Annotated in this window: 24 protein-coding genes and 1 pseudogene; 8 read left to right on the forward strand and 17 right to left on the reverse strand. The window is 74.0% G+C overall.

Annotation, left to right across the window (positions count from 1 at the left end; translation table 11 throughout):
• Positions 1-55: 55 nt before the first annotated feature.
• The gene (locus tag OIM89_RS02465) at positions 56-604 is read left to right on the forward strand and encodes a MarR family winged helix-turn-helix transcriptional regulator (protein ID WP_175457040.1); all 549 of its coding nucleotides are present in this window, start codon (positions 56-58) and stop codon (positions 602-604) included.
• Positions 605-675: 71 nt separating this feature from the next.
• On the opposite strand, the gene OIM89_RS02470 is transcribed toward OIM89_RS02465, so the two are convergent.
• The 12 genes from OIM89_RS02470 to OIM89_RS02525 all read right to left on the reverse strand — a co-directional run bounded on the left by OIM89_RS02470 (position 676) and on the right by OIM89_RS02525 (position 11672).
• Positions 676-1434 carry a RidA family protein gene (locus OIM89_RS02470; protein ID WP_226964719.1) on the reverse strand — a complete coding sequence of 253 codons (759 nt, stop codon included), beginning with the start codon at positions 1432-1434 and terminating at the stop codon, positions 676-678.
• On the reverse strand, positions 1431-2486 hold the full coding sequence (locus OIM89_RS02475) for an aromatic ring-hydroxylating oxygenase subunit alpha (protein WP_030694905.1): 1056 nt from the start codon (positions 2484-2486) through the stop codon (positions 1431-1433). Before OIM89_RS02475 ends, OIM89_RS02470 begins: the two co-directional genes overlap by 4 nt.
• Position 2487: 1 nt before the next feature.
• On the reverse strand, positions 2488-2703 hold the full coding sequence (locus OIM89_RS02480) for a recombinase-like helix-turn-helix domain-containing protein (RefSeq protein WP_003951996.1): 216 nt from the start codon (positions 2701-2703) through the stop codon (positions 2488-2490).
• 29 nt (positions 2704-2732) lie between these two features.
• Positions 2733-3713, reverse strand: a complete 981-nt coding sequence (locus tag OIM89_RS02485) for a PDR/VanB family oxidoreductase (RefSeq protein WP_226964718.1) — start codon at positions 3711-3713, stop codon at positions 2733-2735.
• Between the two features lie 52 nt (positions 3714-3765).
• Positions 3766-5403: a thiamine pyrophosphate-binding protein gene (locus OIM89_RS02490; protein ID WP_151167585.1), complete on the reverse strand. Its 1638-nt coding sequence runs from the start codon at positions 5401-5403 to the stop codon at positions 3766-3768.
• Positions 5404-5415: 12 nt separating this feature from the next.
• Complete coding sequence (locus OIM89_RS02495) at positions 5416-6186, reverse strand: SDR family oxidoreductase (protein WP_030694902.1); 771 nt, start codon at positions 6184-6186, stop codon at positions 5416-5418.
• A gap of 16 nt (positions 6187-6202) precedes the next feature.
• Complete coding sequence (locus tag OIM89_RS02500) at positions 6203-6952, reverse strand: SDR family oxidoreductase (RefSeq protein WP_226964717.1); 750 nt, start codon at positions 6950-6952, stop codon at positions 6203-6205.
• Positions 6952-7473, reverse strand: a complete 522-nt coding sequence (locus OIM89_RS02505) for a cupin domain-containing protein (protein WP_264490940.1) — start codon at positions 7471-7473, stop codon at positions 6952-6954. The genes OIM89_RS02500 and OIM89_RS02505 overlap by 1 nt, the downstream gene beginning before the upstream one ends.
• Positions 7474-7562: 89 nt before the next feature.
• On the reverse strand, positions 7563-8357 hold the full coding sequence (locus OIM89_RS02510) for an alpha/beta fold hydrolase (protein ID WP_030694899.1): 795 nt from the start codon (positions 8355-8357) through the stop codon (positions 7563-7565).
• Positions 8354-9190: an aspartate dehydrogenase domain-containing protein gene (locus OIM89_RS02515; RefSeq protein WP_264490941.1), complete on the reverse strand. Its 837-nt coding sequence runs from the start codon at positions 9188-9190 to the stop codon at positions 8354-8356. Before OIM89_RS02515 ends, OIM89_RS02510 begins: the two co-directional genes overlap by 4 nt.
• On the reverse strand, positions 9187-10143 hold the full coding sequence (locus OIM89_RS02520) for a VOC family protein (protein ID WP_264490942.1): 957 nt from the start codon (positions 10141-10143) through the stop codon (positions 9187-9189). Before OIM89_RS02520 ends, OIM89_RS02515 begins: the two co-directional genes overlap by 4 nt.
• A 29-nt stretch (positions 10144-10172) precedes the next feature.
• Positions 10173-11672: an aldehyde dehydrogenase gene (locus OIM89_RS02525; RefSeq protein ID WP_047468862.1), complete on the reverse strand. Its 1500-nt coding sequence runs from the start codon at positions 11670-11672 to the stop codon at positions 10173-10175.
• Positions 11673-11981: 309 nt separating this feature from the next.
• Here OIM89_RS02525 and OIM89_RS02530 point away from each other — a divergent pair, with 309 nt between their 5' ends.
• The 7 genes and pseudogenes from OIM89_RS02530 (at position 11982) to OIM89_RS02560 (ending at position 17800) form a co-directional block, all read left to right on the forward strand.
• A complete protein-coding gene (locus OIM89_RS02530) occupies positions 11982-12275 on the forward strand; it encodes a (2Fe-2S)-binding protein (protein ID WP_226964716.1) in 294 nt (97 codons plus the stop codon).
• Positions 12272-12646 (forward strand): annotated as a pseudogene (locus OIM89_RS02535) (xanthine dehydrogenase family protein molybdopterin-binding subunit); the annotation flags it as partial. The gene OIM89_RS02530 and the pseudogene OIM89_RS02535, both read left to right, overlap by 4 nt.
• Positions 12647-12834: 188 nt before the next feature.
• On the forward strand, positions 12835-14430 hold the full coding sequence (locus OIM89_RS02540) for a xanthine dehydrogenase family protein molybdopterin-binding subunit (RefSeq protein ID WP_264490943.1): 1596 nt from the start codon (positions 12835-12837) through the stop codon (positions 14428-14430).
• Positions 14431-14437: 7 nt separating this feature from the next.
• Positions 14438-14569 carry a hypothetical protein gene (locus tag OIM89_RS02545; protein WP_262418036.1) on the forward strand — a complete coding sequence of 44 codons (132 nt, stop codon included), beginning with the start codon at positions 14438-14440 and terminating at the stop codon, positions 14567-14569.
• Positions 14570-14768: 199 nt separating this feature from the next.
• Positions 14769-16133 carry an MFS transporter gene (locus OIM89_RS02550; protein WP_175457047.1) on the forward strand — a complete coding sequence of 455 codons (1365 nt, stop codon included), beginning with the start codon at positions 14769-14771 and terminating at the stop codon, positions 16131-16133.
• A gap of 215 nt (positions 16134-16348) precedes the next feature.
• Entirely contained in the window at positions 16349-16903 is a 555-nt protein-coding gene (locus tag OIM89_RS02555; RefSeq protein WP_030694891.1) for a DoxX family protein, read from the forward strand.
• 75 nt (positions 16904-16978) lie between these two features.
• Positions 16979-17800, forward strand: a complete 822-nt coding sequence (locus OIM89_RS02560; protein WP_078951547.1) for an N-formylglutamate amidohydrolase — start codon at positions 16979-16981, stop codon at positions 17798-17800.
• Between the two features lie 71 nt (positions 17801-17871).
• Here OIM89_RS02560 and rbsD read toward each other — a convergent pair whose 3' ends face one another.
• From rbsD to OIM89_RS02585, 5 genes are read right to left on the reverse strand one after another with little or no spacing between them, the layout of a single operon-like run.
• The gene (gene rbsD / locus OIM89_RS02565; RefSeq protein WP_030694889.1) at positions 17872-18261 is read right to left on the reverse strand and encodes a D-ribose pyranase; all 390 of its coding nucleotides are present in this window, start codon (positions 18259-18261) and stop codon (positions 17872-17874) included.
• Positions 18258-19175: a ribokinase gene (locus OIM89_RS02570; RefSeq protein ID WP_047468840.1), complete on the reverse strand. Its 918-nt coding sequence runs from the start codon at positions 19173-19175 to the stop codon at positions 18258-18260. Before OIM89_RS02570 ends, rbsD begins: the two co-directional genes overlap by 4 nt.
• Positions 19176-19207: 32 nt before the next feature.
• Positions 19208-21169 (reverse strand): substrate-binding domain-containing protein, encoded by a 1962-nt coding sequence (locus OIM89_RS02575; RefSeq protein ID WP_151167594.1) that lies wholly within the window; start codon positions 21167-21169, stop codon positions 19208-19210.
• Complete coding sequence (locus tag OIM89_RS02580; protein ID WP_030694886.1) at positions 21159-22697, reverse strand: sugar ABC transporter ATP-binding protein; 1539 nt, start codon at positions 22695-22697, stop codon at positions 21159-21161. The genes OIM89_RS02575 and OIM89_RS02580 overlap by 11 nt, the downstream gene beginning before the upstream one ends.
• On the reverse strand, positions 22694-23728 hold the full coding sequence (locus tag OIM89_RS02585; RefSeq protein ID WP_047468833.1) for a LacI family DNA-binding transcriptional regulator: 1035 nt from the start codon (positions 23726-23728) through the stop codon (positions 22694-22696). Before OIM89_RS02585 ends, OIM89_RS02580 begins: the two co-directional genes overlap by 4 nt.
• Positions 23729-24017: the final 289 nt, after the last annotated feature.

The following is a 24017-nucleotide window of genomic DNA, read 5'->3' on the forward strand; positions in this document are numbered from 1 at the left end:
CGTCCCGGCGGGTAGGCTTCCCTCACCCCGGAGTACGAGTCGAGGGAGACGCGAGTTGCCCGGCAAGGACAAGGCGGCGGCCACCGCCCCCCGGCAGGAGACCGACGACGCGGTCGCGCGCATCATCGCCGACTGGCGGCGCGAGCGCCCCGGGCTCGACACGGCGCCCCTGCACGTCCTCGCGCGGCTGCACCGGACCTTCCTGCTGTACCAGACGCGGACCAGCCGTCCGCTGGCCGAGCGGGGCCTGTCGATGGCCGGGTTCGACGTGCTGACGGCGCTGCGCCGCGCGGGCGCGCCGTACCAGCTGACCGCGGGTGAGCTGGCGGCGAGCGGGCTGATCAGCTCGGCCGGGGTGACGCTCCGCCTCGACCGGCTGGAGAAGGACGGGCTGATCGTCCGCGAGCGGGACGGGCAGGACCGGCGGGTGGTGCACTGCCGTCTGACCCCGGCCGGGCTGGCTCTGATCGACGAGCTGTTCACCGTCCACCTGGACAACGAGCGGCGGATGCTGGCCGGGCTGACCACCGAGGAGTCGGCGCAGCTGGGCACCTTGCTGGCCAAGCTGGAACGGTCGCTGGAGGAGCTGCCCGAGGCGGGCTGACCCGGCGGCGGGAGACGCGGAAGAGGCGGGCCCGTTCGAACGGGCCCGCCTCTTGGTCTTCCGTACGCCGTTCAGGTGCGCGGTGCGGAGCCGATCACTCCCTCGGCCTCGATCTCGACGGTGAGCCCGGGCTCGACGAGCGCGGAGACCCCGACCAGGGTGGAACAGGGGAAGTCACCGGTGAAGAACTCGGTGCGGGCACGGCCGACTTCGCCCTTGTCCTGGATGTCGGTGAGGTAGACGCGCAGGTTCTGCACGTCGTCCATGACCCCGCCGGCCGCCTCCACCAGTGCCTTGACCTTGGTGAGGGCGCGGCGGGTCTGGTCGTAGGCGGAGCCGTCGCCGAGCACGCCGCCGCGCCCGTCGCCCGCGTGCATCCCGGAGAGGGAGAAGCGGTCGCCGACCACCTTGGCGTTGGAGAACATGCCGGGGCGCGGCGGCCCCGCCACCTCCTCGCTGTCGACGGCCCGCGCGGTGCCGGCGCGCCCCGACTCCGGCTCCCCTCCCCCGGCCTGGCTCTCGCCCCACTCGCGGGCGAGCCGCTCGCGGACCGGCACGAAGTCGTACGTCGGGTAGAACTCGGTACGGAAGACACCCCAGGCGCTGCGCTCCAGCTCGACGTTGACCAGGTTGATCTGGTCGGCGGGCAGGCGCAGGGTGACGATCTGGCCGATGCCCATCGCCACCACCCAGGAGACGATCTCGGCGTCGCCGGGCGGGAACCTGTCCCACCAGGCGCGGGCGCCGAGGGTGGACTGGATCTGGTCGAGGTTCTGCGACTGGTCGTGCCGGAGCACCACGGTCAGCAGGACGGTGCCCTCGCCGCTCATCCGGCTTCGCCCCGGTGCGCGGCGAGTTCGGCGGCCTGCCGGGCGGCGTCGGCGCGGTACATGCGGCGGATGCGGACCACGCCCAGGTCGTGCTGGTAGAGGTTCTCACCGGTGTCGGCGTCCTCGGGCATCTCCTCCAGCATGGTGCGGTCCTGCTCCAGCACCTCGTGGTGGCGGGCCTCCAGCGTCATCCGGTACAGGAAGCGCCAGGAGTCGCGCTCCCAGCCCTGGACGGCGCGGGTGCGCCAGTGGAAGATCGCCGACTCGGTGGCGGTGATCGGGGTGACCATGCCGACGATGCCGAAGGCGCCGCCGGGGCCCGCGTACGGCTGGTACGGGATCTCCAGGTCGACCCAGTCGACGCCGGTGCGCCCGAACTCGACCCAGTCGAAGTTGACGCCGACCTGGTCGGTCTTCTCGAAGAAGAAGCCGTGGCCGGTCTCGCGGATGCGGAACCGGGCCGACTTGGCGCCGCCGGCCATCGAGTGCGAGGTGCCGTGCAGGAACGCGCCGTGCATCGGGTCGAGGACGTTGTCGATGTAGAAGCGCCAGGGGGCGCCCCACTCGGCGTAGTTGAGGAAGCCCGCGGTGTCCGGGTCGGTCAGCCGCTCGGGCAGGACCAGCGGCGCGGGCTCGGGGTGGGCCTCGTCGCCGAACCAGGCGAAGACGGCGCCGTGCTCCTCGCGGACCGGGAGGCTGGTGACGAGGCGCTTGCCCTCCAGGTTGCAGCCGGGCAGGCCGGGGACCTTGACGACGGTGCCGTCCCCGTCGACCTGCACGCCGTGGTAGAGGCAGGCGACGCGGTCGCCGAGGTGCTGGCCGAGGGAGAGCGGGGCGCTGCGGTGCGGGCAGCGGTCGGCGATCATGTGGAGTTCGCCGGTGGGGCGGCGGAAGAGCAGCCAGGGTTCGCCCAGGCGGACGACGCGTTTCATCTCGCCGTTCGCCACGAAGTGCGAGGGCAGGACGGGGTACCACTGGTTGCGCAGGCCGGTGGCGTGGAGATGGTCGGCGGCCTCGGCGACCGGGTCGGTGGTGGTGGCGGTGGTGGTCATCTCACGCTCCCAGGCGGGCGATCTCGGCGGTGAAGTTCTCCTCGGTCCACGCACCGCCGTCGGGCGGGTAGACGGTGCGCTCGTTGAGCCCCCGGACCAGTTCGGGGAGGGTGTGGGCGCCGGTGGCGTACACCTCCTCCAGGACGGCGGCGAGCTTGTGCTCGTAGGGGGTGGGCTCGTGGGTGCGGGTCTGGTGCACCTCGACGTAGAGAGTCATGGGGTTCCTTCGCGGAGGGCCGGGACGGATCAGAGGTCCAGGACGAGGCGGTCCGAGGCGCAGCGCGAGACGCAGACCATCATGGTGCGTCCGGCGGTCTGTTCCTCGGTGGACAGGAGCATGTCGCGGTGGTCGGGGACGCCGCCCAGGACGCGGGTCTCGCAGGTGCCGCAGATGCCGTCGCGGCAGGAGGTCTCGACCTGGACGCCGGAGCGTTCCAGGGCGTCGACCACGGCCTCGTCGGGGCCGACGGTGACGGTGACGCCGGAGCGGGCGCACTCCACCTCGAAGCCGCTCTCCCCGCCGGGCGGCGCGGCGACGGGGGCGGCGGCGAACCGTTCGAGGCGCAGCTGCCCGCCGAGCCCGCGCGCGGCGCACGCCTCCTCGACGGCGGCGAGCAGCGGTTCGGGCCCGCAGCAGTAGACGAGGGCGCCGTCGCCCGGGGTGAGCCCGTCGAGGGCGGCCGGGAGGTCGAGGTGGCCGTAGCGGTCCTGGGGGCGGAAGTGGACGGTGCCGGCGGGGCAGGCGTCGGCGAGGCGGGTCAGTTCGGCGCCGAAGGCCATGGAGCGGGCGGTGCGTCCGCCGTGCCACAGGGTCCAGCCGGCGCCCCGCGCGGCGGCCTCGCGGACCTGGGCGAGGATCGGGGTGATGCCGATACCGCCGGCGAGGAAGACGTAGCGGGGTGCCTCGGCGAGCGCGAAGTGGTTGCGCGGGCCCTTCACCGTGACGGTGGCGCCGGGGCGCAGCACGGTGTGGACGTGGCGTGAACCGCCGCGCGAGGAGGGCTCGTTGAGGACCGCGATCCGGTAGCGGCCAGTGTCGGCCGGGTCGCCGCAGAGGCTGTACTGGCGGACCTGGCCGCCGGCGTGCAGGTCGAGGTGGGCGCCGGGTTCCCAGGCGGGCAGCGGCTTGCCCTCGGGGTGGGTCAGCTCGACGGAGAGGACCTCGTCGGCCTCCCAGGTCATCCGGTGCACCAGCAGGTCGAGCGAGGGCTCCTGGGGCAGGGTCATGGTCTCCTCCTTCGTACGGCGGGGGCGGCGGGCAGGGTCACGGGGGCCTGCCTCAGGTGCCGGGCAGGGAGACCGGCGGGGTGAACGGGGACTTCATCGGGCCGAGCGCTTCGAGGTCGACCTCGACGAGGACTGGCCCGTCGGAGGCGACGGCGTCGGCGAGGACCTGCTCGGCCTCCTCGGCGGCGCCGATCCGGGCGTAGGGCAGGTGGACGGCGGCGGCGAGGGCGGCGAAGTCGGGGGTGGTGAGGTCGACGCCGGAGCGGCGGGCGAAGTGGGCGTCCTGCATGTTGCGCAGCACGCCGTAGCCGCCGTCGTTGAAGACGAGGAGGGTGAGGCGGGGGCGTTCCTGGGCGACGGTGAGGAGTTCGCCGAGGTGGACGGCGAGGCCGCCGTCGCCGGCCATGACGAGGGTGGGCCGGGAGGGGGCGGCGAGGGCGGCGCCGATGCCCATGCCGAGGCCCTGGCCGATGCCGCCGCCCCGGGGGAAGAGGTTGTCGCGCGGGTCGTACAGCTCCAGAAGGCGGTTGCCCCAGCTGGAGGAGGCGATGGTGACGTCCCGGGCGACGACGGCGCGGCGCGGCAGGGCGGCGCGGATGGCGTCGCAGACGGCGGCGTGCGGTCCGATCGACTCGCGCAGGGCGGCGCGGGCTCCTTGGCGGGCGGCGGCGAGCCGGGCGGCCCAGCCCTCCTCGGCGCCCGCGCCGTCGAGCCGGGCGGTGAGGGCGGCGAGGGTGGTGGCGGCCTCGCCGTGCAGGGGGGCGGTGGCGGGGTGGACGCGGCCGAGGGCGGCGGCGTCCAGGTCGATCTGTACGTGGGTGGCGGGCAGCGGCAGGGTGTAGTCGCCGGTCTCGTTGGAGCGGAAGTGGGTGCCGACGCTGATCAGCAGGTCGGCCTCGGCGAGCAGGGCCCGTCCGGTGGGGCCGTTGGCGAAGTTGCCGAGCACCCGCGGGTCGTCCTCGGGGAGGGTGCCGCGCCCGGAGTTGGAGGTGAGCACTCCGGCGCCGGTGGCGTCGAGGAGGGCGCCGAGTGCGGCTCCGGCGAGGCGGGCGCCGCCGCCGGCCCAGACGAGGGGGCGCCGGGCGCGGGAGATCAGCACGGCGGCCCGGTCCAGGGCGTCGGCGTCGGCCTGCGGTACGGGGGCGGGCTCCGGGCGGGCCGGTGCGCCGGCCAGGTCCTGGGGCGCGTACTGGAGGTCGATGGGCCACTCGACGCTGGCGGGGCCGCCGGGGGCGGTGAGGGCGGCGGCCGCTGCGGTGCGCAGGACGCGGTCGGCGTCGGCGGCGTCGGTGACGGTGGCGGCGTGGTGGGAGACGGCGGCCAGCATGCCGGGCTGGTCCTTGGTCTCGTGGATGAAGCCGCGGCCCTGGCCGAGGTAGGGGCTGTCGATCTGGCCGGTGACGTGCAGGACGGCGGTCTGGGCGGAGAGCGCCTCGATGAGGGAGCCGGCCGCGTTCCCGGCGCCGGTGCCGGTGGAGGTCAGGGCGCAGCCGAGGGTTCCCCGGGCCCGGCCGTAGGCGTCGGCGGCGCTGACGGCGGTGGCCTCGTGGCGGACGGGGACGAAGCGCAGGTCGCGGGCGACGGCCTCGACGAGGGGCAGGTTGTGGACGGAGACGATGCCGAAGACGGTGTCGACGCCGAGGTCCCGCAGGACGCGGACGAGGAGGTCGCCGCCGTTGGGGATGGACATGGTGGGGCTCCTTCAGATCCCGCGGCCGATGCCGCCGCAGACGTCGATGCTGGTGCCGGTGATGTAGGAGGCCCGTGGGGAGAGCAGCCCGGTGACGGCGTAGGCGACCTCCTCGGCGCGGCCGAGCCGGCCGAGGGCGATGCCCCGGTCGGCGGCGAGGGCTGCCTGCCACCGGTCGTAGTCGAGGGGGCCGCCCTCGGCGCGGTGGCGGCGTTCCCACTGGCCGGTGTCGACGAGGCCGAGGCAGACGGAGTTGACGCGGATGCCGTCGGGGGCCAGTTCCCGGGAGAGGGACTTGGAGAGGTTGAGCAGGCCGGCGCGGGCGGCGCTGGTGGTGATCAGGCGCGGGGAGGGTTCTCGGGCGAGGACGGCGTTGACGTTGACGACGGCGGGGGCGTCGGAGGCGCGCAGCAGCGGCAGGGCGGCGTGCAGCGGGTTGAGGACGCCGTCGAACTTCAGCTCCAGCTCGTCGCGCCAGTCGGCGGTGGTGCACGCGGCGAAGGGCTTCATGCGGGACTGGCCGGCGTTGTTGACGAGACCGTCGAGCCCGCCGAAGCGGTCCTGTACGCCGTCGACCAGGCGGCGTACCGCCTCGGGGTCGCGGATGTCGCAGACGGCGGTGTGCAGCCGGTCGTGGTCGCCGAGGGCGGCCAGCGGTTCCGGGCGGCGGCCGCAGGTGGCGACCTGGGCGCCCTCGTCGAGGAGCATGCGGACGGTGGCGCGTCCGACGCCCGAGCTGCCGCCCGTGACGAGGACCGTGCGGCCGGTGAAGCCTAGGTCCATGGTGGGTTCTCCTGGTTCAGTGCATGGTGAAGCCGCCGTTGACGGCGAAGGTCTGGCCGGTGATGTAGCGGGACTCCTCGCCGATCAGGAAGGCGATGAGGCCGGTGAGGTCGTCGGGCAGCTGGGGGCGCGGGATGGCCCGGTTGAGCCGGTACAGCTCGTGGCGTTCGGCGGGGATGCGTTCGGCCGACTCGCTCTCGGTGAGGCCGGGGGCGACGGCGTTGACGGTGACGCCCCGGTCTCCGGTCTCGCGGGCCATGGCGCGGGTCAGGGCGATGAGGGCGCCCTTCGAGGCGATGTAGTGGGCCAGGCGCGGTGAGCCGTAGAGGGCGGCGTCGGAGGCGACGTTGACGATGCGTCCGCCGCCGTCGGCGAGCAGGTGGGGCAACAGGGCGCGGGCGACGAGCCAGGGGCCGCGGGCGTTGACCGTCATGATGCGGTCCCAGGTGGCGACGTCGATCTCGTGGAAGTACGTGCCGCCGACCGCGTCGGCGAGCCCGGCGTTGTTGACGAGGCCGTGGACGGGGCCGAGGGCGGCGGTGGCCTCGGCCATGGCGGCGACGGAGCCGGGGTCGGCCACGTCGCAGGGGACGAAGTGGGCGTCGAGGCCGTCGCGGCGCAGGCTCGCGGCGGCCTCCTCGCCCCGGGCGGGGTCGAGTTCGGCGAGGACGACGCGGTGGCCGTCGGCGCCGACCCGGCGGGCCGTGGCCAGTCCCAGGCCACGGCCGGCGCCGGTGACGACGACCACCGGTGCGGTGGCGGCCATCAGTCGCGGGTCACGCCGTGCATCGCCGAGTGCTCGGGGTAGGTCGGGATCTGCGGCTTCTGGGTGCCGATGATGACGCAGAACAGGGCGTCGGTGTCCCCCTCGTTCTTCAGCGAGCGGGCGACCCCGGCGGGCACCACGATCATGTCGCGGTAGCCGAGAGTGCGGTACTCGGCCTCGCCGTCACCCCGGTGGATGCCGACGCGGACCTGGCCCTCCAGGACGAAGAAGGCTTCCTCCACGTCGTGGTGGGTGTGCTCGGGGCCTTCCGCGCCGGGCGGCAGCAGCATGTTGGAGAAGGTGAAGCCGCCGGAGGGCAGGATGCGGCTGTCGCCCTCGTGGTTGCCGGTGGCGCCGGAGCCGACGTAGCGGATCTGGGCGCGGCGGTACTGCGGCCCGGCCTTGGTCTGGAAGGAGAGGGTGTCGAAGTCGGCGTCGCGGGAGTCCTTGGTGGCGATGAGCGAGTCGGTGTAGGCGGCGAGGTCCTCGCCCTGGACGTAGGGGTCGGTGCTGATGGGCACGGGTGCTCCTTGCGTAAGAGGATGGGGTGGCAGCCGTCCGCGCGCGGCCCGTCCGGGCGTCGGCGGTACGGGGGTCTGGGGGCCGGGTCTCAGGCGGACTCGGGGACACGGGCGGCGATGCGCAGGTGGGCGCGGACCCAGTCGTTGAAGGCGGCGGGCTGTTCCTGGTTGGCGAGGTGCCCGGCGCCGGAGAGGATCACGAAGACGCCCTTGGGCATGGCGCCGGCGATGAGCTGGCTCTCGGCGACGCCGGTGATCCGGTCCTCCTCGCCGCAGAGCACCAGGGCGGGCTGGCTGATCGCGGCCAGTTCGGGCCCGAGGTCGGTGTCGGCCATGGAGGCGGCGGCGTGGCCGTAGCCGGGCAGCCGGATCGCCTCGGCCATGGTGGCGGTCACGGCCTCGACCAGCTCGGCCGGGGCGCCGGGCGCGAGCAGCCGGGGCGCGCGGGCCTCGGCGAAGGCGCGGGGTCCGGCCTCGGCCAGTTCGGCGGCGCGGCCGCGCATGGCGGCCGCCTTCTCCGGGTCGGCGCCGGAGCCCCGGGTGGAGTCCGCGACGACGAGGCTGGCGACGAGGTCCGGGTGGCGCAGGGCGAGCCTGAGGGCGATGACGCCGCCCCAGGAGACGCCGATGACGTGGGCGCTGCCGCCGCGGGCGCGGATGAGTCCGGCGGCGGCGTCGGCGTAGCCGTCCAGGCCGGGGGCGGTGTCGGGGTCGGCGGAGCGGCCGTAGCCGGGGGCGTCCCAGGCGACGACGCGGGCGACCGGGGAGAGCCCGGCGAGCTGGGCGGCGAAGGAGGCCGAGGAGGAGCCGATGCCGTGCAGGCAGAGGACGAGGGGGCCTTCGGTACCGGCCTCGGTGACGTAGGGGGTGGCGGGGGCGGTCACAGGATCTGGCCTCCGCGTCCGGTGAGGGCGGCCAGCGAGCGCAGCACGGCGTGCGGGACGACCTGGCTGGTGGCCGGGTTGGCGGCGTCGGGGGCGTGGTTGACCTCGAACCGGTAGTGGCCGTGCGGGCCTTCGGCCTCGACGACGTGCCGGGTGAGGGTGGCGCCGGGGTCGGCGAGGACGCGTACCTCGACGCGGTCGGGGTCCCCGACGGCGAGGGCGACGGTGGCGGCGACGTTGGTGGAGCGGGGGAAGCGGGCGGGTACGTCGCGGGCGGTGCCGCGCATGACCTCGACGGGGCCGGTGGCGGTGCGGAGCCGTTCGGTGAGCCCGGCGTCCATCCACGGCTGGTGGAGGGTGGCGGGGAGTTTGGCGGTGGTGAGGCGGACCCGGGTGAGATCGTCGAGGCCGCGGACGGCCTGGAGGAGGTCGAGGCCGCCGACGGCGCCGCCGGTGTAGTAGACGCGGCCGGGTCCGGCCTCGGCGATCTCGCGGGCCAGTTCCGGGTCGGTGAGGGCGCCGGTGGAGGCGATGAGCAGGTCGGTCCCGGTGGTGAGGACGGTGGTGCCGAGGTCGCGGACGAAGCCCTGTCCGGCCGCCTCCACGACGAGGTCGCAGTGGGCGAGCGCCTCGGCGAGGTCGGCCTGCGGGGCGGGGGCGCCGTGCAGCGGGCGGTTGTCGACGACGCGGGTGAGGCGGGCCCCCGGCAGGGCGCCCTCGGCGAGGGCGGTGCCGACGACCCGGCCGATGGCGCCCCAGCCGACGACGGCCACGTCCCGGACGGGCCGGTGTCCGGCGGCCACCGTCGTGGCCTGCGGGAGGGTGGTGGTCACGCGGCGGCCTCCTCGGTGGTGTCCGCCTCGGGGGCGGGGGCGAGCGGGCCGGGGTCGGGGGTGCCGGCCATGTGGCAGCGGATCTCCTCGGTGGGCGGACCGGCGGTGCCCCACAGGTCGGAGAGGTCGGGAACGCGCTTCCAGACCTTGGCGATCCACCGGTCCTCGACGACCTGGGCGACCTCGGAGGTGTACTCGCAGACCAGCCCGGCGGGGTCCGCGAAGTAGGAGAAGGTGTTGTTGCCCGGCCCGTGGCGGCCGGGGCCCCAGTGCGGGCCGACGCCGTGGTGGCGGAGCCGGCCGAGGCCGCGCATGAAGTGGTCGATGGAGCGCATCTCGTAGGCGACGTGGTTGAGGCTGGTCCAGGCGGCCTGGTTGAAGGCGACGCAGTGGTGGTCGCTGTTGCAGCGCAGGAAGGCCATCTGGTGCTCGGACCAGTCGGAGACGCGCAGGCCGAGGACGGAGGTGTAGAAGGCGACGGCGGCGTCGATGTCCACGGTGTTGAGGACGGTGTGGGTGACGCCGACCGGCACCGCGTCGTCCTGGGGGCGCGGGGCGACGGCCTCGACCAGGGCGCTGAGTTCGATCAGGCGGCCCTCGGGGTCGGTGAAGCGCACGCCGTAGCCGCCGCCGATCTGGTCGAGCGGACCGGGCCCGGCGACCGGGGTGATGCCCCGCGCGAGGAGGCGGCGGGCCGCCTCGTCGATCTCCTCGCGGGTGGCGACGGCGAAGGAGAGCTTGCCGAGGCCGTTGCGCGGGGCGCGGGTGAGGCCGAGGACGTGGTGCTCGTCGCCGGTGCCGCGCAGCCAGGCGGTGTCCTGGTCGCGGTCGACCACCTCCAGGCCCCAGACCTCGGCGTAGAAGTCGGCGGACTCGGTGAGGGTGGGGACGCGCAGTTCCACGGCGCGCAGTTTGCGCAGCCGGGCTATCGGGGGGCGCTCCGAGGGAGCCATGGTGCTCTCCTGATCGTCGGGTGGGGCGGTCAGCTCGCCCAGGGCAGCGGGGTGGCGTCGTCGGCGACGTAGAGCGACTTCTGCCGCTGGTAGCCGCGGAGCCAGTCGCGGCCCTTCTCGCTGCCGAGGCCGCTCTCCTTCCAGCCGCTGAAGGGCGTGGCGGAGCTGAACTGCTTGTACGTGTTGATCCAGACGGTGCCCGCCTCGATCCGCCGGGCGATGCGGCCGGCCCGGGCCAGGTCGCGGGTCCAGATGCCGCAGGCGAGGCCGTAGTCGGTGGCGTTGGCCTGGGCGATCAGGTCGTCCTCGTCGTCGAAGGGGAGGGCGACGAGGACGGGCCCGAAGATCTCCTGCTGGCAGGTGCGGGCGGAGTTGGGCAGGCCGGTGATGACGGTGGGCCGGTAGTAGGCGCCGTCGGCGTACGCGGGTCCTTCGGGCGGGCCGCCGCCGCACAGGACGCGGCCGCCTTCGGCGCGGGCCGCCTCCACGTGGGCGGCGACGGCGTCGCGGTGGCGGTGGTGGACGAGGGGGGCGACCTGGGTGCGCGGGTCGGTGCCGGGGCCGATGCGCAGCTTGGCGGCGCGGGCGGCGAGTTCGCCCACGAAGTCGTCGAAGATCTCGCGGGCGACGAAGAGCCGTGAACCGGCCACACAGCTCTGCCCGCTGGAGGAGAAAACGCCGAACAGCACTCCGGCGAGCGCCTGTTCGCGGTCGGCGTCGGGCAGCACGATCGTCGGGGACTTGCCGCCGAGTTCGAGGGAGACGGGCATCAGCTTGTCGGCGGCGGTCCGGGCGAGCGCGCGGCCGGTGTCGGTGCCGCCGGTGAAGCTGACCTTGGCGACCAGCGGGTGGCGGACGACGGCGTCGCCGACGGTGCGGCCCGGGCCGGGCAGGACCGAGACCAGCCCCGGCGGCAGCCCGGCTTCGGTGAGCAGCCGGCCGAGGGCGAGCGAGGTGAGCGGGGTCCAGTCCGCGGGCTTGAGGAGGACCGCGTTCCCGGCGGCGAGGGCCGGGGCGAGCTTCTGGGCGTCGGAGGCGATCGGCGAGTTCCAGGGGGCGATGGCGCCGACCACGCCGAGGGGTTCGTGGGTGGCGAAGGTCGTCCAGGGGCCCCGCGAGGGGGTGATGGCGTCCTCGGCCGTCTCCAGCAGGGCCGCGGCGTAGCGGAAGGTCCCGGCGGCGCTGGCGGCGAGGGCCGCGGTCTCGGCGCGGGTCTTGCCGGTGTCGGCGGTCTGCACGGCGGAGAGCCGGTCGGCGTCGCGGTCGATGAGGTCGGCGACGCGGTGCAGGTGGCGGGCGCGCCGGTGCGGGGCGAGCTCGCGCCAGGCGGGGTCGGCGGCGGCGCGGGCCCCGGCGCGGGCGGCGGTGTCGACGTCCTCGGGGCTCGCGGTGTGCAGCGTGGTGAGGACGCGGCCGGTGGCGGGGTCGGTGACCTCGTTGGCGTGGCCCGAACCACGGGTCCACACACCGCCGATGAGCACTTCGTCGGCCGGCAGTTCTTCGCCGGACGGCAGCGGTTGCGACGGCATGGCACGCCCCTTTCGGCGCCGGAATGGGCTTGGTGGAAAAAACCTAAGGGCTTAATCATTCAGGCGCAAGGGTCCGCCCACCGTCACTCCGCGCAACCACCGCCGCCACTCAACTTCCGTACCTGATACGCCCTTCGCGCACGCACCCCCGCGCGCGAGGGCAGGCCGACCGACCCGCGAGCCCCCCTCGTCCTGCTCGACCTGCTGCGCGAGCGGCACGGGCTGACCGGCGTCAAGGCCTCCTGCGAGCGCGGCGTCTGCGGCGCCTGCACCACACTGGTCGACGGCGTCCCGACCGCCTCGTGCAGCATGTTCGCCTTCAGCGCCGACGGCAGCTCGGTGGAGACGGTGGCCGGGCAGTCCGCCGCCGGGGTGCCGGGGCCGGTGCAGCGGGCCTTCGCCGAGTGCGGCGGTTTCCAGTGCGGCTACTGCACCCCCGGCATGATCATGCTGACCACCGCGCTGCTGCGCGAGCACCCGGAGCCGGACGACACCCAGGTCCGCGAGTGGATCTCCTCCAACATCTGCCGGTGCACCGGCTACCAGATGATCATCGATTCGGTGCACCGCGCCGCCGCGCTGCTCAAGGAGGAATCCGCGTGAGCGACCGCCCCCTGACCTCCGTCGGCCGCACGGAACGCCGGCACGACGCGGTCCTGAAGACCACCGGCGCCGCCCGGTACACGGCCGACATCACCCTGCCGGGCATGCTCCACGCCAAGGTGCTGCGCAGCCCGCACGCCCACGCCCGGATCGTCTCGCTCGACGCCTCCCGGGCCCGCGCGGTGCCCGGCGTCCGCGCCGTGCTCACCCGCGACGAGCTCGGCGAAACCCCCGGCTACGGCTTCTTCGTCAAGGACCAGCCGGTGGTCGCCCGCGACCGCGTGCGGTACGCGGGCGACGTGGTCGCCGCGGTCGCCGCCGACGACGAGGCCGCGGCTCTGGCGGCCCTCGCCGTCATCGACGTGGTCTACGAGGAACTGCCCCCGCTCCCGGACATCCCGGCCGCCCTCGCCGGCGACGCCCCCGAACTCTTCCCCGGCGACAAGCCCCCGGGCGTCGTCCCGCCGTACGGGACCGGGGCCAGTGGCCACCTGTGGCCGCGCCCGAACGTCTGCTACGAGTTCCGGTACGCCACCGGCTCCGAGGAGGTCTGGGAGGGGTGCGACCACGTCTTCGAGGACACCTTCGCCTTCTCCCGGATGAACCACTTCCACCTGGAGCCCTTCGTCACCGTCGCCGACGTCCGGGGGACCGCGTCGAGCTGTGGAGCTCCACCCAGAACCCCTTCCCGCTCCGCAAGGAACTGGCCCGCGTCCTCGCCACGGACGAGAGCCGCATCCGCGTCCACGTGCCGTTCGTCGGCGGCGGCTTCGGCGCCAAGAACAACTGCAAGACCGAGCCGGTCGCCGCCCTGCTCTCCCGGATGGCGGGCCGCCCGGTCCGCTACTGCCTCACCACCGAGGAGGCGTTCCTGACCCTCAGCCAGCACGCCGCGCTGCTGCGGGTGCGGACCGGCGTCAAAACCGACGGCACCTTCGTCGCCCGCGACTCCGAGATCCTGCTCGACGCCGGCGCCTACACCGACGGCTCCCCGCTGGTCGCCGAGAAGGCCTGCTACCGGATACCCGGCCCCTACCGCTGGGAGCACGTCCGCTCCACCTGCTCGGCGGTGATGACGACGACCACCCCGGCCGGGCCGTACCGCGGCTTCGGCGCCACCCAGGCGACCTGGGCGAGCGAGAGCCAGGTCGACATGATCGCGCGCCGGCTGGGGATGGACCCGTACGAGCTGAGGGTGAAGAACCTCAAGGGGCTGGGCGAGCCCTTCATGCCCGGGGACAGCGGCATCGACAGCGACCTGGTCGAGGGGCTGGACGCCGTCGCGGAGGAGCTGGGCTACCACGAGCGGCCCGCGCACCCGCACCGCGGCATGGGCCTGGCCATCGGCTTCAAGGACGGCGGCGGGGTCAACAAGCCCGCCCAGGCCCGGGTCAAGGTGACCGCCACCGGCGAGGTGTACGTCAACGCCGGCTCGGTCGAGATGGGCCAGGGCATCTCCACCGCGCTCTGCCAGGTCGCGGCCGAGGTCCTCGGCGTGCCCGCCGAGCGCGTCACGTACGCGGCCGTCGACACCGACACCACCCCCTGGGACCAGGGCACCAACGCCTCCTCCGGCATGGTCGTCACCGGCCGCGCCGTGCAGCTCGCCGCCGAGGACGCCCGCGACCGCGTCCTCGCCTTCGCCGCCTCCCGCCTCGGCTGCGCGCCCGAGGCCCTGGAACTGGTCGACTGGGGCGTCCGCAAGGACGGCGGCGAGACGGTGCCGCTCCCCTCCCTGGTCGCGCCCGTCTTCGGCGGCACCGGCTACGAGTTCACCGGCGAGGGCTTCTTCAAGGCGCCCAACTCCACCGAGGCGCCGCTCGAATCCCCCTGCGTCTTCTGGGAGACCGGCTGGGCGGGCGCCGAGGTCGAGGTGGACCCCGACACCGGCAAGGTCACCGTCCTCAAGCTGGTCGCCAGCGGCGACGTGGGCCGCGCCGTCAACAAGCTGGTCTGCCGCGGCCAGGACGAGGGCTCCGCCCTGATGGGGTACGCCCAGGCCCTCTTCGAGGAGATGCGGTACGACAACGGCGTCCTGGTCAACGGCGAGGCCCTGGAGCGTGCCGATGGCCGAGGACCTGCCAGGGCAGTTCGTCTCGATCACCCAGGAACAGGGCCACGGGCCGGGCCCGTTCGGCTCCAAGGGCGCCGGTGAGGGGCCGATGGTCCCGGTCGCCGCCGCCGTGGCCAACGCGGTCCACGACGCCGTCGGCGCCCGCGTGCGCACCCTGCCGCTCACTCCGGAGCGGGTCTTCCACGCCCTCAGGGAGTCCGCGACCGCGCCCGCGGAGTGACCCCTCGCCCCGGCACCCCGATCCCTCGCGGTCGGGGCCGTCGGCGTGCCCCCGGTGCGCCAAGTACCGCTTCCCGTCCGGGAGTTTCCTCGCCGTAAATTCTAAGCACTTACATATTGAGTCCTTAGATAAGTACTCCTAGGGTCGCCGCATCCCCGCAAGATTCCGCACTCCCTCTTCTGCTCGCGGAAGGAACCCCATGTCGACCGTGGCCAACAACCCTGTTGTGGGCTCCATCGCCGCCCGGCTGGAACGGCTGCCCCATTCCCGCTGGCACGTCAAGGTCCGCGTCCTCATCGGCGCCGTCACCTTCTTCGAGGCGTTCGACCATCTGCTCGCCGCCTCCGCCCTGCCGGTCCTCATGGACGAGTGGAACCTCTCCACCGGCCAGGCGACCATGGCCGTCACCACCGGCTCGATCGGCATGCTCTTCGGCGCGCTCGGCGCCGGCTGGCTCGGCGACCGGATCGGCCGGGTCCGCACCGTCGCCCTCGGCGTCGCCCTGACCGGCCTCGCCTCCCTGGCCGTGGCCGCCTCCGGCAACATCGAGATGTTCGCGCTCTTCCGCTTCCTGCAAGGGCTCGGCATCGGCGGCGTGGTCCCCGTCGCCGCCACGTACATCAACGAGATCGCCCGCTCCGACAACCGCGGCCGCTTCGTCCTCCTCTACGAGATGATCTTCCCGGCCGGACTCTCGGCCGCCACCCTGGTCGCGGTCTGGGTCATCCCGCACTACGGCTGGCGCGCCATGTTCCTCATCGGTGCCCTGCCGGTCCTGATCGCCGCCCTGCTCCCCCGCAAGGTCCCCGAGTCGCCCCGCTGGCTGCTGGCGAAGGGGCGGACCGAGGAGGCCGAGGCGGTCATCGCCCAGATCGAGCGCGAGGTCGAGGAGTCCACCCGCGAGCCGCTGCCCGCGCCGCGCGCCGAGATCCCCGACGAGAAGGGCACCGGCCGCCTCGCCGACCTCTTCAAGGGCCGCTACCTGCGCCGCACCGCCGTCCTCTCCGGCCTCTGGTTCGTCGCCTACTACGTCAACCACGGCATCGCCACCTGGCTGCCCTCGCTCTACACCGACACCTTCGGCCTCGACCTCACGACGGCGCTGACCTTCTCCCTGATCAGCAACGCCACCGGCCTGCTCGGCAACTTCCTGATGGCGCTCTTCATCGACCGGATCGGCCGCAGGCCCTCCCTGATCGCCGCCCTCACCGGCGCCTCGGCCGCCCTCGCGGTCCTCGCGATCGTCGGCGCCTCCTCGGGCCCCCAGGTCGCCTTCTTCGCCTCCTGCACCACCTTCTGCATCTTCGCCATCAACGCCGGGCTCTACCTCTACTCCCCCGAGCTCTACCCCACCCGCAACCGCGCCAAGGGCGCCGCCTTCGGCGGCCTGTGGAACCGCCTCGGCGTCATCATCGGCCCCATCGTGGTCGGCGGCATCATCGCGGCCGGCGGCAGCCTCCGCCTGGTCTTCGCCCAGCTCGCCGTGGTCGCGGCAGTCGGCGCGCTGATCGCCTTCTTCGCCGTCGAGACCAAGGGCAAGACCCTGGAGGAGCTGAACTCCTGAACCTGGCAGCCCTCTTGAGCCCCGCGCGGTACGGCCGCGCGGGGCTCCGGCGTGTCCGGACGTGCGATGCGGAGACCGGCCTTTCGCGACCCCGCCCTCCGGAACCTTTCACTTGAACTCTCAAGCATCCGCTATGCTCGGCCCGAGCCTTGCTTGAGCTTTCAAGCAAGGCTGCTGTGTCCGCCTGCCCCCACACCACGCGGGAGTACCCCTCCATGACGGCCCCCAGCACCTCCCCCACCAGCACGCCCGACACCGAAGGCCCCGACGGGGCCGGCCCGCGCGGGGCCGGTCCCGACGCCGGGCTGCTGCTGCTCCGGATCGCGGTCGGCGCGATCATGGCCGCGCACGGCGCGCAGAAGCTGTTCGGCTGGTTCGGCGGCGGCGGCATCGACGGGACCGCCCAGTTCTTCACCTCCGTCGGCTATCCGGCCGGGGAGGCGATGGCCACGGTCGCCGCGCTCACCGAGACCTTCGGCGGCCTGGCCCTGATCCTCGGCCTGCTCACCCCGCTGGCCGCCGCCGCGGTCACCGGCACCATGATCAACGCCCTCGCGGTCAAGTGGAACGGCGGCTTCTTCTCCCCGGACGGCGTCGAGTACGAACTGCTCCTCGTCGCCGCCGCGGCCGCCCTCGCCCTCACCGGCCCCGGCCGCCTCGCCGCCGACCGCGCCCTGCCGCCGCTGCGCGAGCACCGCACCACACACGGCGTCGGCGCCCTCGCGCTGGCCGTGATCACGGCGGGCGTCGTCCTGCTCCTGCGCGGCTGACCTGCCCGGACCGCCCGGGGCCGCACCGCCGGCCCCGGGCGGCCGCCCGCGCGCCCGGACTGCCCGGCACCCGTCCTGGGGTACACCCACCTCATGACCCCGACACCGGCCCCCGCCCCGTACCGACTCCTCCCCGGCGCCGAGGACTCCCCCGTACTGCTCCACGTACCGCACTCCTCACGGGCCGTTCCGCCCGAGGTGCGGCGCGAGCTGCTGCTGGACGACGCGGCGCTCGTGCGCGAACTGGACCTGATGACGGACGCGCACACCGCCGAGCTGGCCGCCCTCGCCACCGCGCTGGCGCCGCACACCCCGTGGCGGTTCGTCAACGGGCTCTCCCGGCTCGTCGTCGACCCCGAGCGGTTCCCCGACGACCGCGAGGAGATGACCGCCGTCGGCATGGGCGCCGTCTACACCCGCACGGCGCACCGCGCCCCGCTGCGCCCCGACGGATTCGACCCGGCCCCGCTGCTCGACCGCTACTTCCACCCGTACGCCGAGGCGATGACCGCGGCCGTGCAGGACCGCCTCGACGCCACCGGCCGGGCCGTCGTCCTCGACGTGCACTCCTACCCGTCCCGGGTGCTCCCCTACGAGCTGCCGCCGGCCACGCCCCGCCCGCCGGTCTGCCTGGGCACCGACGCCTTCCACACCCCGCCCGCGCTGCTCGCCCACGCCCGGGCCGCCTTCGGGGACGCGCCCACCAGCGGGCTCGACACCCCGTTCGCCGGGGCGTACGTACCGCTCCGCTTCCACGGCACCGACGCCCGCGTCACCGCCCTCATGCTGGAACTGCGCCGCGACACCTACCTCACCGAGCCCGCCGGGCCCACCCACGCGGGCCTCACCACGCTCGCCAAGTCCCTCGCCGACCTGGTCGACCGGGTCTCCGGCTGAGCCGGCCCGCAACGCGACGCGTCCCGCACCCCCGGGAGAGGGGTACGGGACGCGTGGCCGAGCGGGTCGGGTCAGAAGAAGACCCCGCACCGCAGGGAGACGTTGGCGTACGGCGTCGCCTCGCCGGTGCGGACCACCAGCCGGGCCCGGGCGGTGCGGGCCTTCAGCTCCTCGTGGCTGACGTAGACCAGCCCGGGGAGCCGTTCGGCGAGCAGCCCGGCCGTGGCGGGGGCGGCGGTGCGCACCTCCTCGGCGGCCGTCGCGCCCTCCACCACCAGTTCCGCGAGGAGCCCGTCCAGGACCTCGGCGAAGGAGGGGACCCCGGCCCGGAAGGCCAGGTCGACCACGCGCGGGCCGGCGGGTATGGGCATGCCCGCGTCGCAGACGAGGAGTTCGTCGCCGTGGCCGAGTTCGGCCAGTGCCCCGGCGAGGTGCCGGTTGAGGATGCCGGAGCGCTTCACGGGGCCGGCACCTCCTCGGCGGTCGGGTACGAGGCCTGGGCGCCGGGCCGGGTGACGGCGGCGGCGCCGACCCGCACCGCGTACCGGGCCGCCTCGACCAGGCTCTCGCCGCGGCCGAGCCGCCAGGCGAGGGCGGCCGCGAAGGCGTCGCCCGCGCCGGTGGTGTCGACCGCCTCCACCGTGAGGCTCGGCACGCGGACACCGTCCTTGTCCTCGCCGTCCGCTACCAGGGCGCCCTCCGCGCCGAGGGTGACGACCACCGAGCGCGGGCCGAGGGCCAGCAGCCCTCGCGCCCACTCCTCGGGGAGCTCGCCCGCCTGCTCGCCCAGGATGAACCGGGCCTCGTGCTCGTTGACCACCAGCGGGTCGCAGGCGGCCAGCACCTCGGCCGGCAGCGGCGCGGGCGGCGACGGGTTGAGCACCAGCCGCCCTTCGGCGGGCAGGACCGCCACCAGCTCCGCCACCGTCTCCAGCGGGATCTCCAGCATGGTGGAGACGACCCGGGCACCGGCCACGAGGGGCGCGGCGGCCCGGACGTCGGCCGGGGTGAGCCGGGCGTTGGCCCCCGGGGAGACGACGATGCTGTTGTCGCCCGAGGGGTCCACGGTGATCAGGGCGACCCCGGTGGGGGCCCCGCCCACCAGCACCCCGGTGGTGTCGGTGCCGGCCGCGCGCTGCGCGTCGAGCAGCAGCCGGCCGTGGGCGTCGTCGCCGACCCGCGCCAGCAGCGCCGTACGGGCGCCGAGGCGGGCGGCGGCGACGGCCTGGTTGCCGCCCTTGCCGCCGGGGTGGACGGCGAGGTCGGAGCCGAGCACCGTCTCGCCGGGGGCCGGCCTGCGCTCGACGCCGATCACCAGGTCGGCGTTGGCCGAACCGACGACCAGCAGGTCGTGGCCCGCGTGCTCTTCCTGCACGATGGTTTCCCGCTTCCTCAACTCGGCCTTCCTCAGGAGAAGTCGGCGACGTTCTTCGCGGTGACGACCTTGACCGGCACCATCACCTGGGCCTCGGTCTTCTCCCCGCGCGCGGCCTTGACGGCGTTCTGCACGGCGGCCTTGCCGAGTTCGGCGGGCTGCTGGGCGACGGAGGCGAACAGGGTGCCCGCCTCGACCGCCTTCAGCCCGTCCGGGGTCCCGTCGAAGCCGACCACGGCGACATCCTTGCCCGCCTTGGCGCCGAGCGCCTTCGCCGCGCCGAGCGCCATCTCGTCGTTCTCGGCGAAGACGCCGTCGATGTCGCCGTTGCCCTGGAGCAGGTTGGTCATGACGTCCAGGCCCTTGGAGCGGTCGAAGTCGGCCGGCTGCTTGGCGACGACCTCGATGCCCGGGAACTCCTTGAGCCCCTCGGCGAAGCCGGCGCCGCGCTCACGGCTGGCGGAGGTGCCGGCCGTGCCCTGGAGGACGACGATCTTGCCCTTGCCGCCCAGTTCCCCGGCGAGCGAGCGGGCGGCGAGCTTGCCGCCCTCGACGTTGTCGGAGGCGACGAACGCGGCCGTGTCGGCCTTGTTGACCCCGCGGTCGGCGGCGATCACCGGGATCTCCGCCTTGTTGGCGCCGCGCACGGCGGGGCCGACGGCGTCGGAGTCGACCGGGTTGACGATGACCGAGGCCACGCCGGAGCTGGTGAAGTTCTGGAGCTGGTTGGCCTGCTGGGAGGCGTCGTTCTGGGCGTCGGTGACGGTCAGTTCGACCCCGGCGGCCTTCGCCTCGGCCTGGGCGCCCTCCTTCATCTGGACGAAGAAGGGGTTGTTGAGGGTGGAGAGCGACATGCCGATCCTGGTGGTGGTCGAGGACGACCCCGGGTTGAGCACCGAGACGGCGGCGACGACGGCGGCCACGACGAGGGCGGCTGTGCCGAACTTGGCCGCGCTCTTCTTCTTCCCGCCCGAGCCGGGCGCTCCCGGTGCTCCGGCGGCGCCGGCCGTGGAGCCGGTGCGGCGGCGCAGCGTGTCGAGGAGGACGGCGAGCGCGATGACGACACCGATGACGACCTGCTGCCAGAAGGCGGAGACGGAGAGGAGGTTGAGGCCGTTGCGGAGCACGGCGAGGATCAGCGCGCCGATGAGGGTGCCCGACGCCTTGCCGACACCGCCGGCGAGGCTCGCCCCGCCGATGACGACGGCGGCGATGGCGTCCAGCTCGTACCCCTGGGCGGCCTGCGGCTGCGCGGAGGAGAGGCGGGAGGCGAGGACGACACCGGCGACGGCCGCGAAGAGGCCGGAGAGGGCGTAGATGACGAGCTTCTGGCGCTTGACGCGGATGCCGGAGAGGCGGGCCGCCTCCTCGTTGCCGCCGATCGCGTACATCGAGCGGCCGATGTAGGTGCGGCGCAGCAGGACGGCGGTGATCAGGCCCATCACGATCATGACCAGCACGGGCACCGGCAGCCAGCCGCCGAGGGTGTCGCCGAGCTTGGAGACCGAGTCGGGGAAGGCGATCGGGCTGCCCTGCGAGATGACCAGGGAGAGACCGCGCCCGATGGAGAGCATGGCCAGCGTCGCGATGAACGGCGGGAGTTTGCCGTACGAGATGAGCGCGCCGTTGACCAGGCCGCAGGCGAGGCCGGTGGCGGCGGCGAGCAGCACCGCGATGACCACGGGGACGCCTTCGCTGGTGGCGAGCCAGGCCAGCACGGTGGCGGAGAGGGCCGCGACCGAGCCGACCGAGAGGTCGATGCCGGCCGAGACGATGACGAAGGTGACGCCGAAGGCGAGGATCGCGGTGACCGCGGCCTGGACGCCGACGTTGAGCAGGTTGTCGGTGGTCAGGAAGTCGCCGGAGAGCACCGACATGGCGATGACCAGGACCACCAGCGCGCTGAGCGCGCCGTTGTCGAGCAGGACGCGGCGCAGTGCCGAGGCGGAGCCGCCGCCGCTGCCCGTGTTGTTCTTGACGGTGTCAGTGGCCACGGGGGGCCTCCACTTCCTTCACTGCGGGGTCGTTCGAGGGGGGTGTGGTGACGGCGAGGGCCATCACGGCGTCCTGGGTGGCGGCGTCTCCGGCGAGTTCACCGGCGACGCGGCCCTGGGCCATGACGAGGACGCGGTCGCTCATGCCGAGGACCTCGGGCAGGTCGCTGGAGATCATCAGCACGGCGTGGCCGGAGGCGGTCAGCTCGTTCATCAGCTGGTAGATCTCGACCTTGGCGCCGACGTCGATGCCGCGGGTGGGCTCGTCGAGGATGAGCACCTTGGTGTCGGCCAGCAGCCACTTGCCGATGACGACCTTCTGCTGGTTGCCGCCGGAGAGGGTGCGCACGTGCTGGCCGAGGCCGGCCATCCGCACGCCGAGCTGTTCGGCGATGCGGGCGGCGGCGGTGCGCTGGCCCTTGAGGTCCACCAGGCCGCCGCGCGAGGCGGCCTTGAGGGTGACCAGGCCGAGGTTCTCCTGCACGGAGGCGTCGAGCACCAGGCCCTGGCCCTTGCGGTCCTCGGGGACCAGGCCGAGCCCGGCGGTCATCGCGGCGTTGACGTCGTGGCGGGGCAGTTCGCGCCCGAGCACCTCGACGCTGCCCCGGTCGTAGGGGTCGGCGCCGAAGACGGCGCGGGCCACCTCGGTGCGCCCGGCGCCGACCAGTCCGGCGAGGCCGACGATCTCGCCGGCGCGGACCTCGAAGCCGACGTCCTGGAAGACGCCGTCCCGGGTGAGGCCGCGCACGGTCAGCAGCGGCTCGCCCTGCTCCGGGTGCTCGCGCGGGTACTGCTGGTCGATGCTGCGGCCGACCATCAGACGGACCAGCTCGTCCTCGGGGGTGGAGGCGGGGACCTGCTCGACGGAGCGGCCGTCGCGCAGCACGGTGACGCGGTCGCCGAGGGCGGCGATCTCCTCCAGGTGGTGGGTGATGAAGACGATCCCGACGCCGTCGGCACGGAGCTGCCGCACGATGACGAAGAGCTTCTCCACCTCCTCGGAGGTGAGCACGGCGGTCGGCTCGTCCATGATCAGGACGCGCGCGTCGAGGCTGAGCGCCTTGGCGATCTCCACCATCTGGAGGCGGGCGATGCCGAGGTCGCGGACGCGGGCGCGCGGGGAGACCTGGACGCCGACGCGGGCCAGCAGCTCCTCGGCGTCCGCCTCCATCTTCTTGCGGTCGATGAGGCCGAACCGGCGCGGCTGGCGGCCGAGGAAGATGTTCTCGGCCACCGTGAGGTCCGGCACCAGGTTGAACTCCTGGTAGATGGTGGCGATGCCCAGGCGCTCGGCGTCCTGGGCGCTCTGGATGCGCACCTCGCGGCCCTCGGCGTAGAGGGTGCCGCTGTCGGGGCGGTAGGCGCCGGAGAGCATCTTGATCAGCGTGCTCTTGCCGGCCCCGTTCTCGCCGAGCAGCACGTGCACCTCGCCGCGGCGCAGGTCGAAGTCGACCGAGTCGAGGGCGACGACGCCGGGGAAGGTCTTGCGGATGTTCTCGATGCGCAGCAACTCGTCCGGGTTGCTCACAGCTGGCTCCTGGGGTCGCGGGGGTCGGGTGCCGTCGTGGCGGGCTCGCCGCAGGAACGGCGGACGACGAGGCGGGAGGGGAGGGTGACCGACTGCGGGGGTCTGCCCTCGATCAGGTCGGTCAGGGCGTGCACGGCGGCCCGGCCGAGTTCGGCGGTGGGCTGGGCGATCGCGGTGATCGGCGGCCCGGTGTGCACGAACCAGGGGATGTCGTCGAAGGCCGCGAGCCCGATGTCGTCCGGGACGGCGAGGCCCCGGGCGCGGATCGCGTCGAGCGCGCCGAGCGCCATCAGGTTGTCGGCGGCGAAGACCACGTCGGGCGGCTCGGGCAGGGCGAGGAATCCCTCGGTGACCCGCCGCCCGCTGTCCGCCTGGAAGTCGCCCTGGCCGACCAGTTCGGCGGGGAGCGGGATGCCGTAGGCGTGCAGCGCCTCGCGGAAGGCCTCGACGCGCTCGTGGCCGGTGGTGGTCGCGGCGGGCCCGGCGATGATGGCGAGCCTGCGGTGGCCGAGGCCGTGCAGGTGGGCGACGAGGTCGCGGATGGCGCCGGTGCCGTCGGCCCGGACCACGGGCACGTCGAGGCCGGGCATCCAGCGGTCGACGAAGACCATCGGGGTGGGGCCCTCGGCGGTCTGCCGCATCAGCGGGGAGCTGCCGTCGGCGGGTGAGACGAGGAGTCCGTCGATCCGCCGGTCGAGCAGGGTCCGCACGTGGTGGTCCTGGAGTTCGGGCCGCTCGTTGGCGTTGCCGATGACGACGCTGTAGCCGAGCGCCCGCGCCTCCTCCTCCACCGACCGGGCCAGCTCGGTGAAGTACGGGTTGAGCACGTCGCTGATGACCAGGCCGAGGGCGCGCGTCTGGTCGGTGCGCAGCGACCGGGCGAGGGCGTTGGGCCGGTACCCGAGCCCCTCCACCGCGGCCGTCACCCGCTTACGGGCGTCCTCGCTCACCGACGGGTGCCCGTTGAGCACCCGGGAGACCGTGGCGACGGAAAGCCCCGCCGCCGCGGCGACATCTTTGATGCCCGCCATGTCCGGACCACCTCCTTGTGGCTCCGTCCACCGTGGTGGCCGTCAGCGCGGAGCTGAAGGTGACCACGGGGCGTGGAAACGATTACAAGGAGGATTGGAAACGATTACAGGGGCAGAGGGCAAGGGGGTACCGCTGTGAGAAATCAGATCGTGATGAGCGCGCTCAGATGAGCGAAGCGGCGGGGGCGGCCCCCGCGGACAGGCCGAGGGCGCCTCCGCCCGTGCTGTCACGGGTGGGGCGCCCTCGCTGCCGATGTCCGCGCGTCCCGGTCGCCCGGGCTCCCGCGCG

The organism is Streptomyces sp. BI87, assembly GCF_025957665.1.
Lineage (GTDB): Bacteria > Actinomycetota > Actinomycetes > Streptomycetales > Streptomycetaceae > Streptomyces > Streptomyces albidoflavus.

Coding starts and splice junctions, on each gene's coding strand:
- OIM89_RS02530 (WP_226964716.1), top strand. CDS start 11,982: ATGTTCGCCTTCAGCGCCGACGGCAGCTCGGTGGAGACGGTGGCCGGG.
- OIM89_RS02525 (WP_047468862.1), bottom strand. CDS start 11,672: ATGCCGTCGCAACCGCTGCCGTCCGGCGAAGAACTGCCGGCCGACGAA.
- OIM89_RS02480 (WP_003951996.1), bottom strand. CDS start 2,703: ATGACTCTCTACGTCGAGGTGCACCAGACCCGCACCCACGAGCCCACC.
- OIM89_RS02490 (WP_151167585.1), bottom strand. CDS start 5,403: ATGTCCATCCCCAACGGCGGCGACCTCCTCGTCCGCGTCCTGCGGGAC.
- OIM89_RS02470 (WP_226964719.1), bottom strand. CDS start 1,434: ATGAGCGGCGAGGGCACCGTCCTGCTGACCGTGGTGCTCCGGCACGAC.
- OIM89_RS02555 (WP_030694891.1), top strand. CDS start 16,349: ATGACGGCCCCCAGCACCTCCCCCACCAGCACGCCCGACACCGAAGGC.
- OIM89_RS02585 (WP_047468833.1), bottom strand. CDS start 23,728: ATGGCGGGCATCAAAGATGTCGCCGCGGCGGCGGGGCTTTCCGTCGCC.
- OIM89_RS02475 (WP_030694905.1), bottom strand. CDS start 2,486: ATGACCACCACCGCCACCACCACCGACCCGGTCGCCGAGGCCGCCGAC.
- OIM89_RS02500 (WP_226964717.1), bottom strand. CDS start 6,952: ATGGCCGCCACCGCACCGGTGGTCGTCGTCACCGGCGCCGGCCGTGGC.
- OIM89_RS02545 (WP_262418036.1), top strand. CDS start 14,438: ATGGTCCCGGTCGCCGCCGCCGTGGCCAACGCGGTCCACGACGCCGTC.
- OIM89_RS02520 (WP_264490942.1), bottom strand. CDS start 10,143: ATGGCTCCCTCGGAGCGCCCCCCGATAGCCCGGCTGCGCAAACTGCGC.
- OIM89_RS02550 (WP_175457047.1), top strand. CDS start 14,769: ATGTCGACCGTGGCCAACAACCCTGTTGTGGGCTCCATCGCCGCCCGG.
- OIM89_RS02485 (WP_226964718.1), bottom strand. CDS start 3,713: ATGACCCTGCCCCAGGAGCCCTCGCTCGACCTGCTGGTGCACCGGATG.
- OIM89_RS02495 (WP_030694902.1), bottom strand. CDS start 6,186: ATGGACCTAGGCTTCACCGGCCGCACGGTCCTCGTCACGGGCGGCAGC.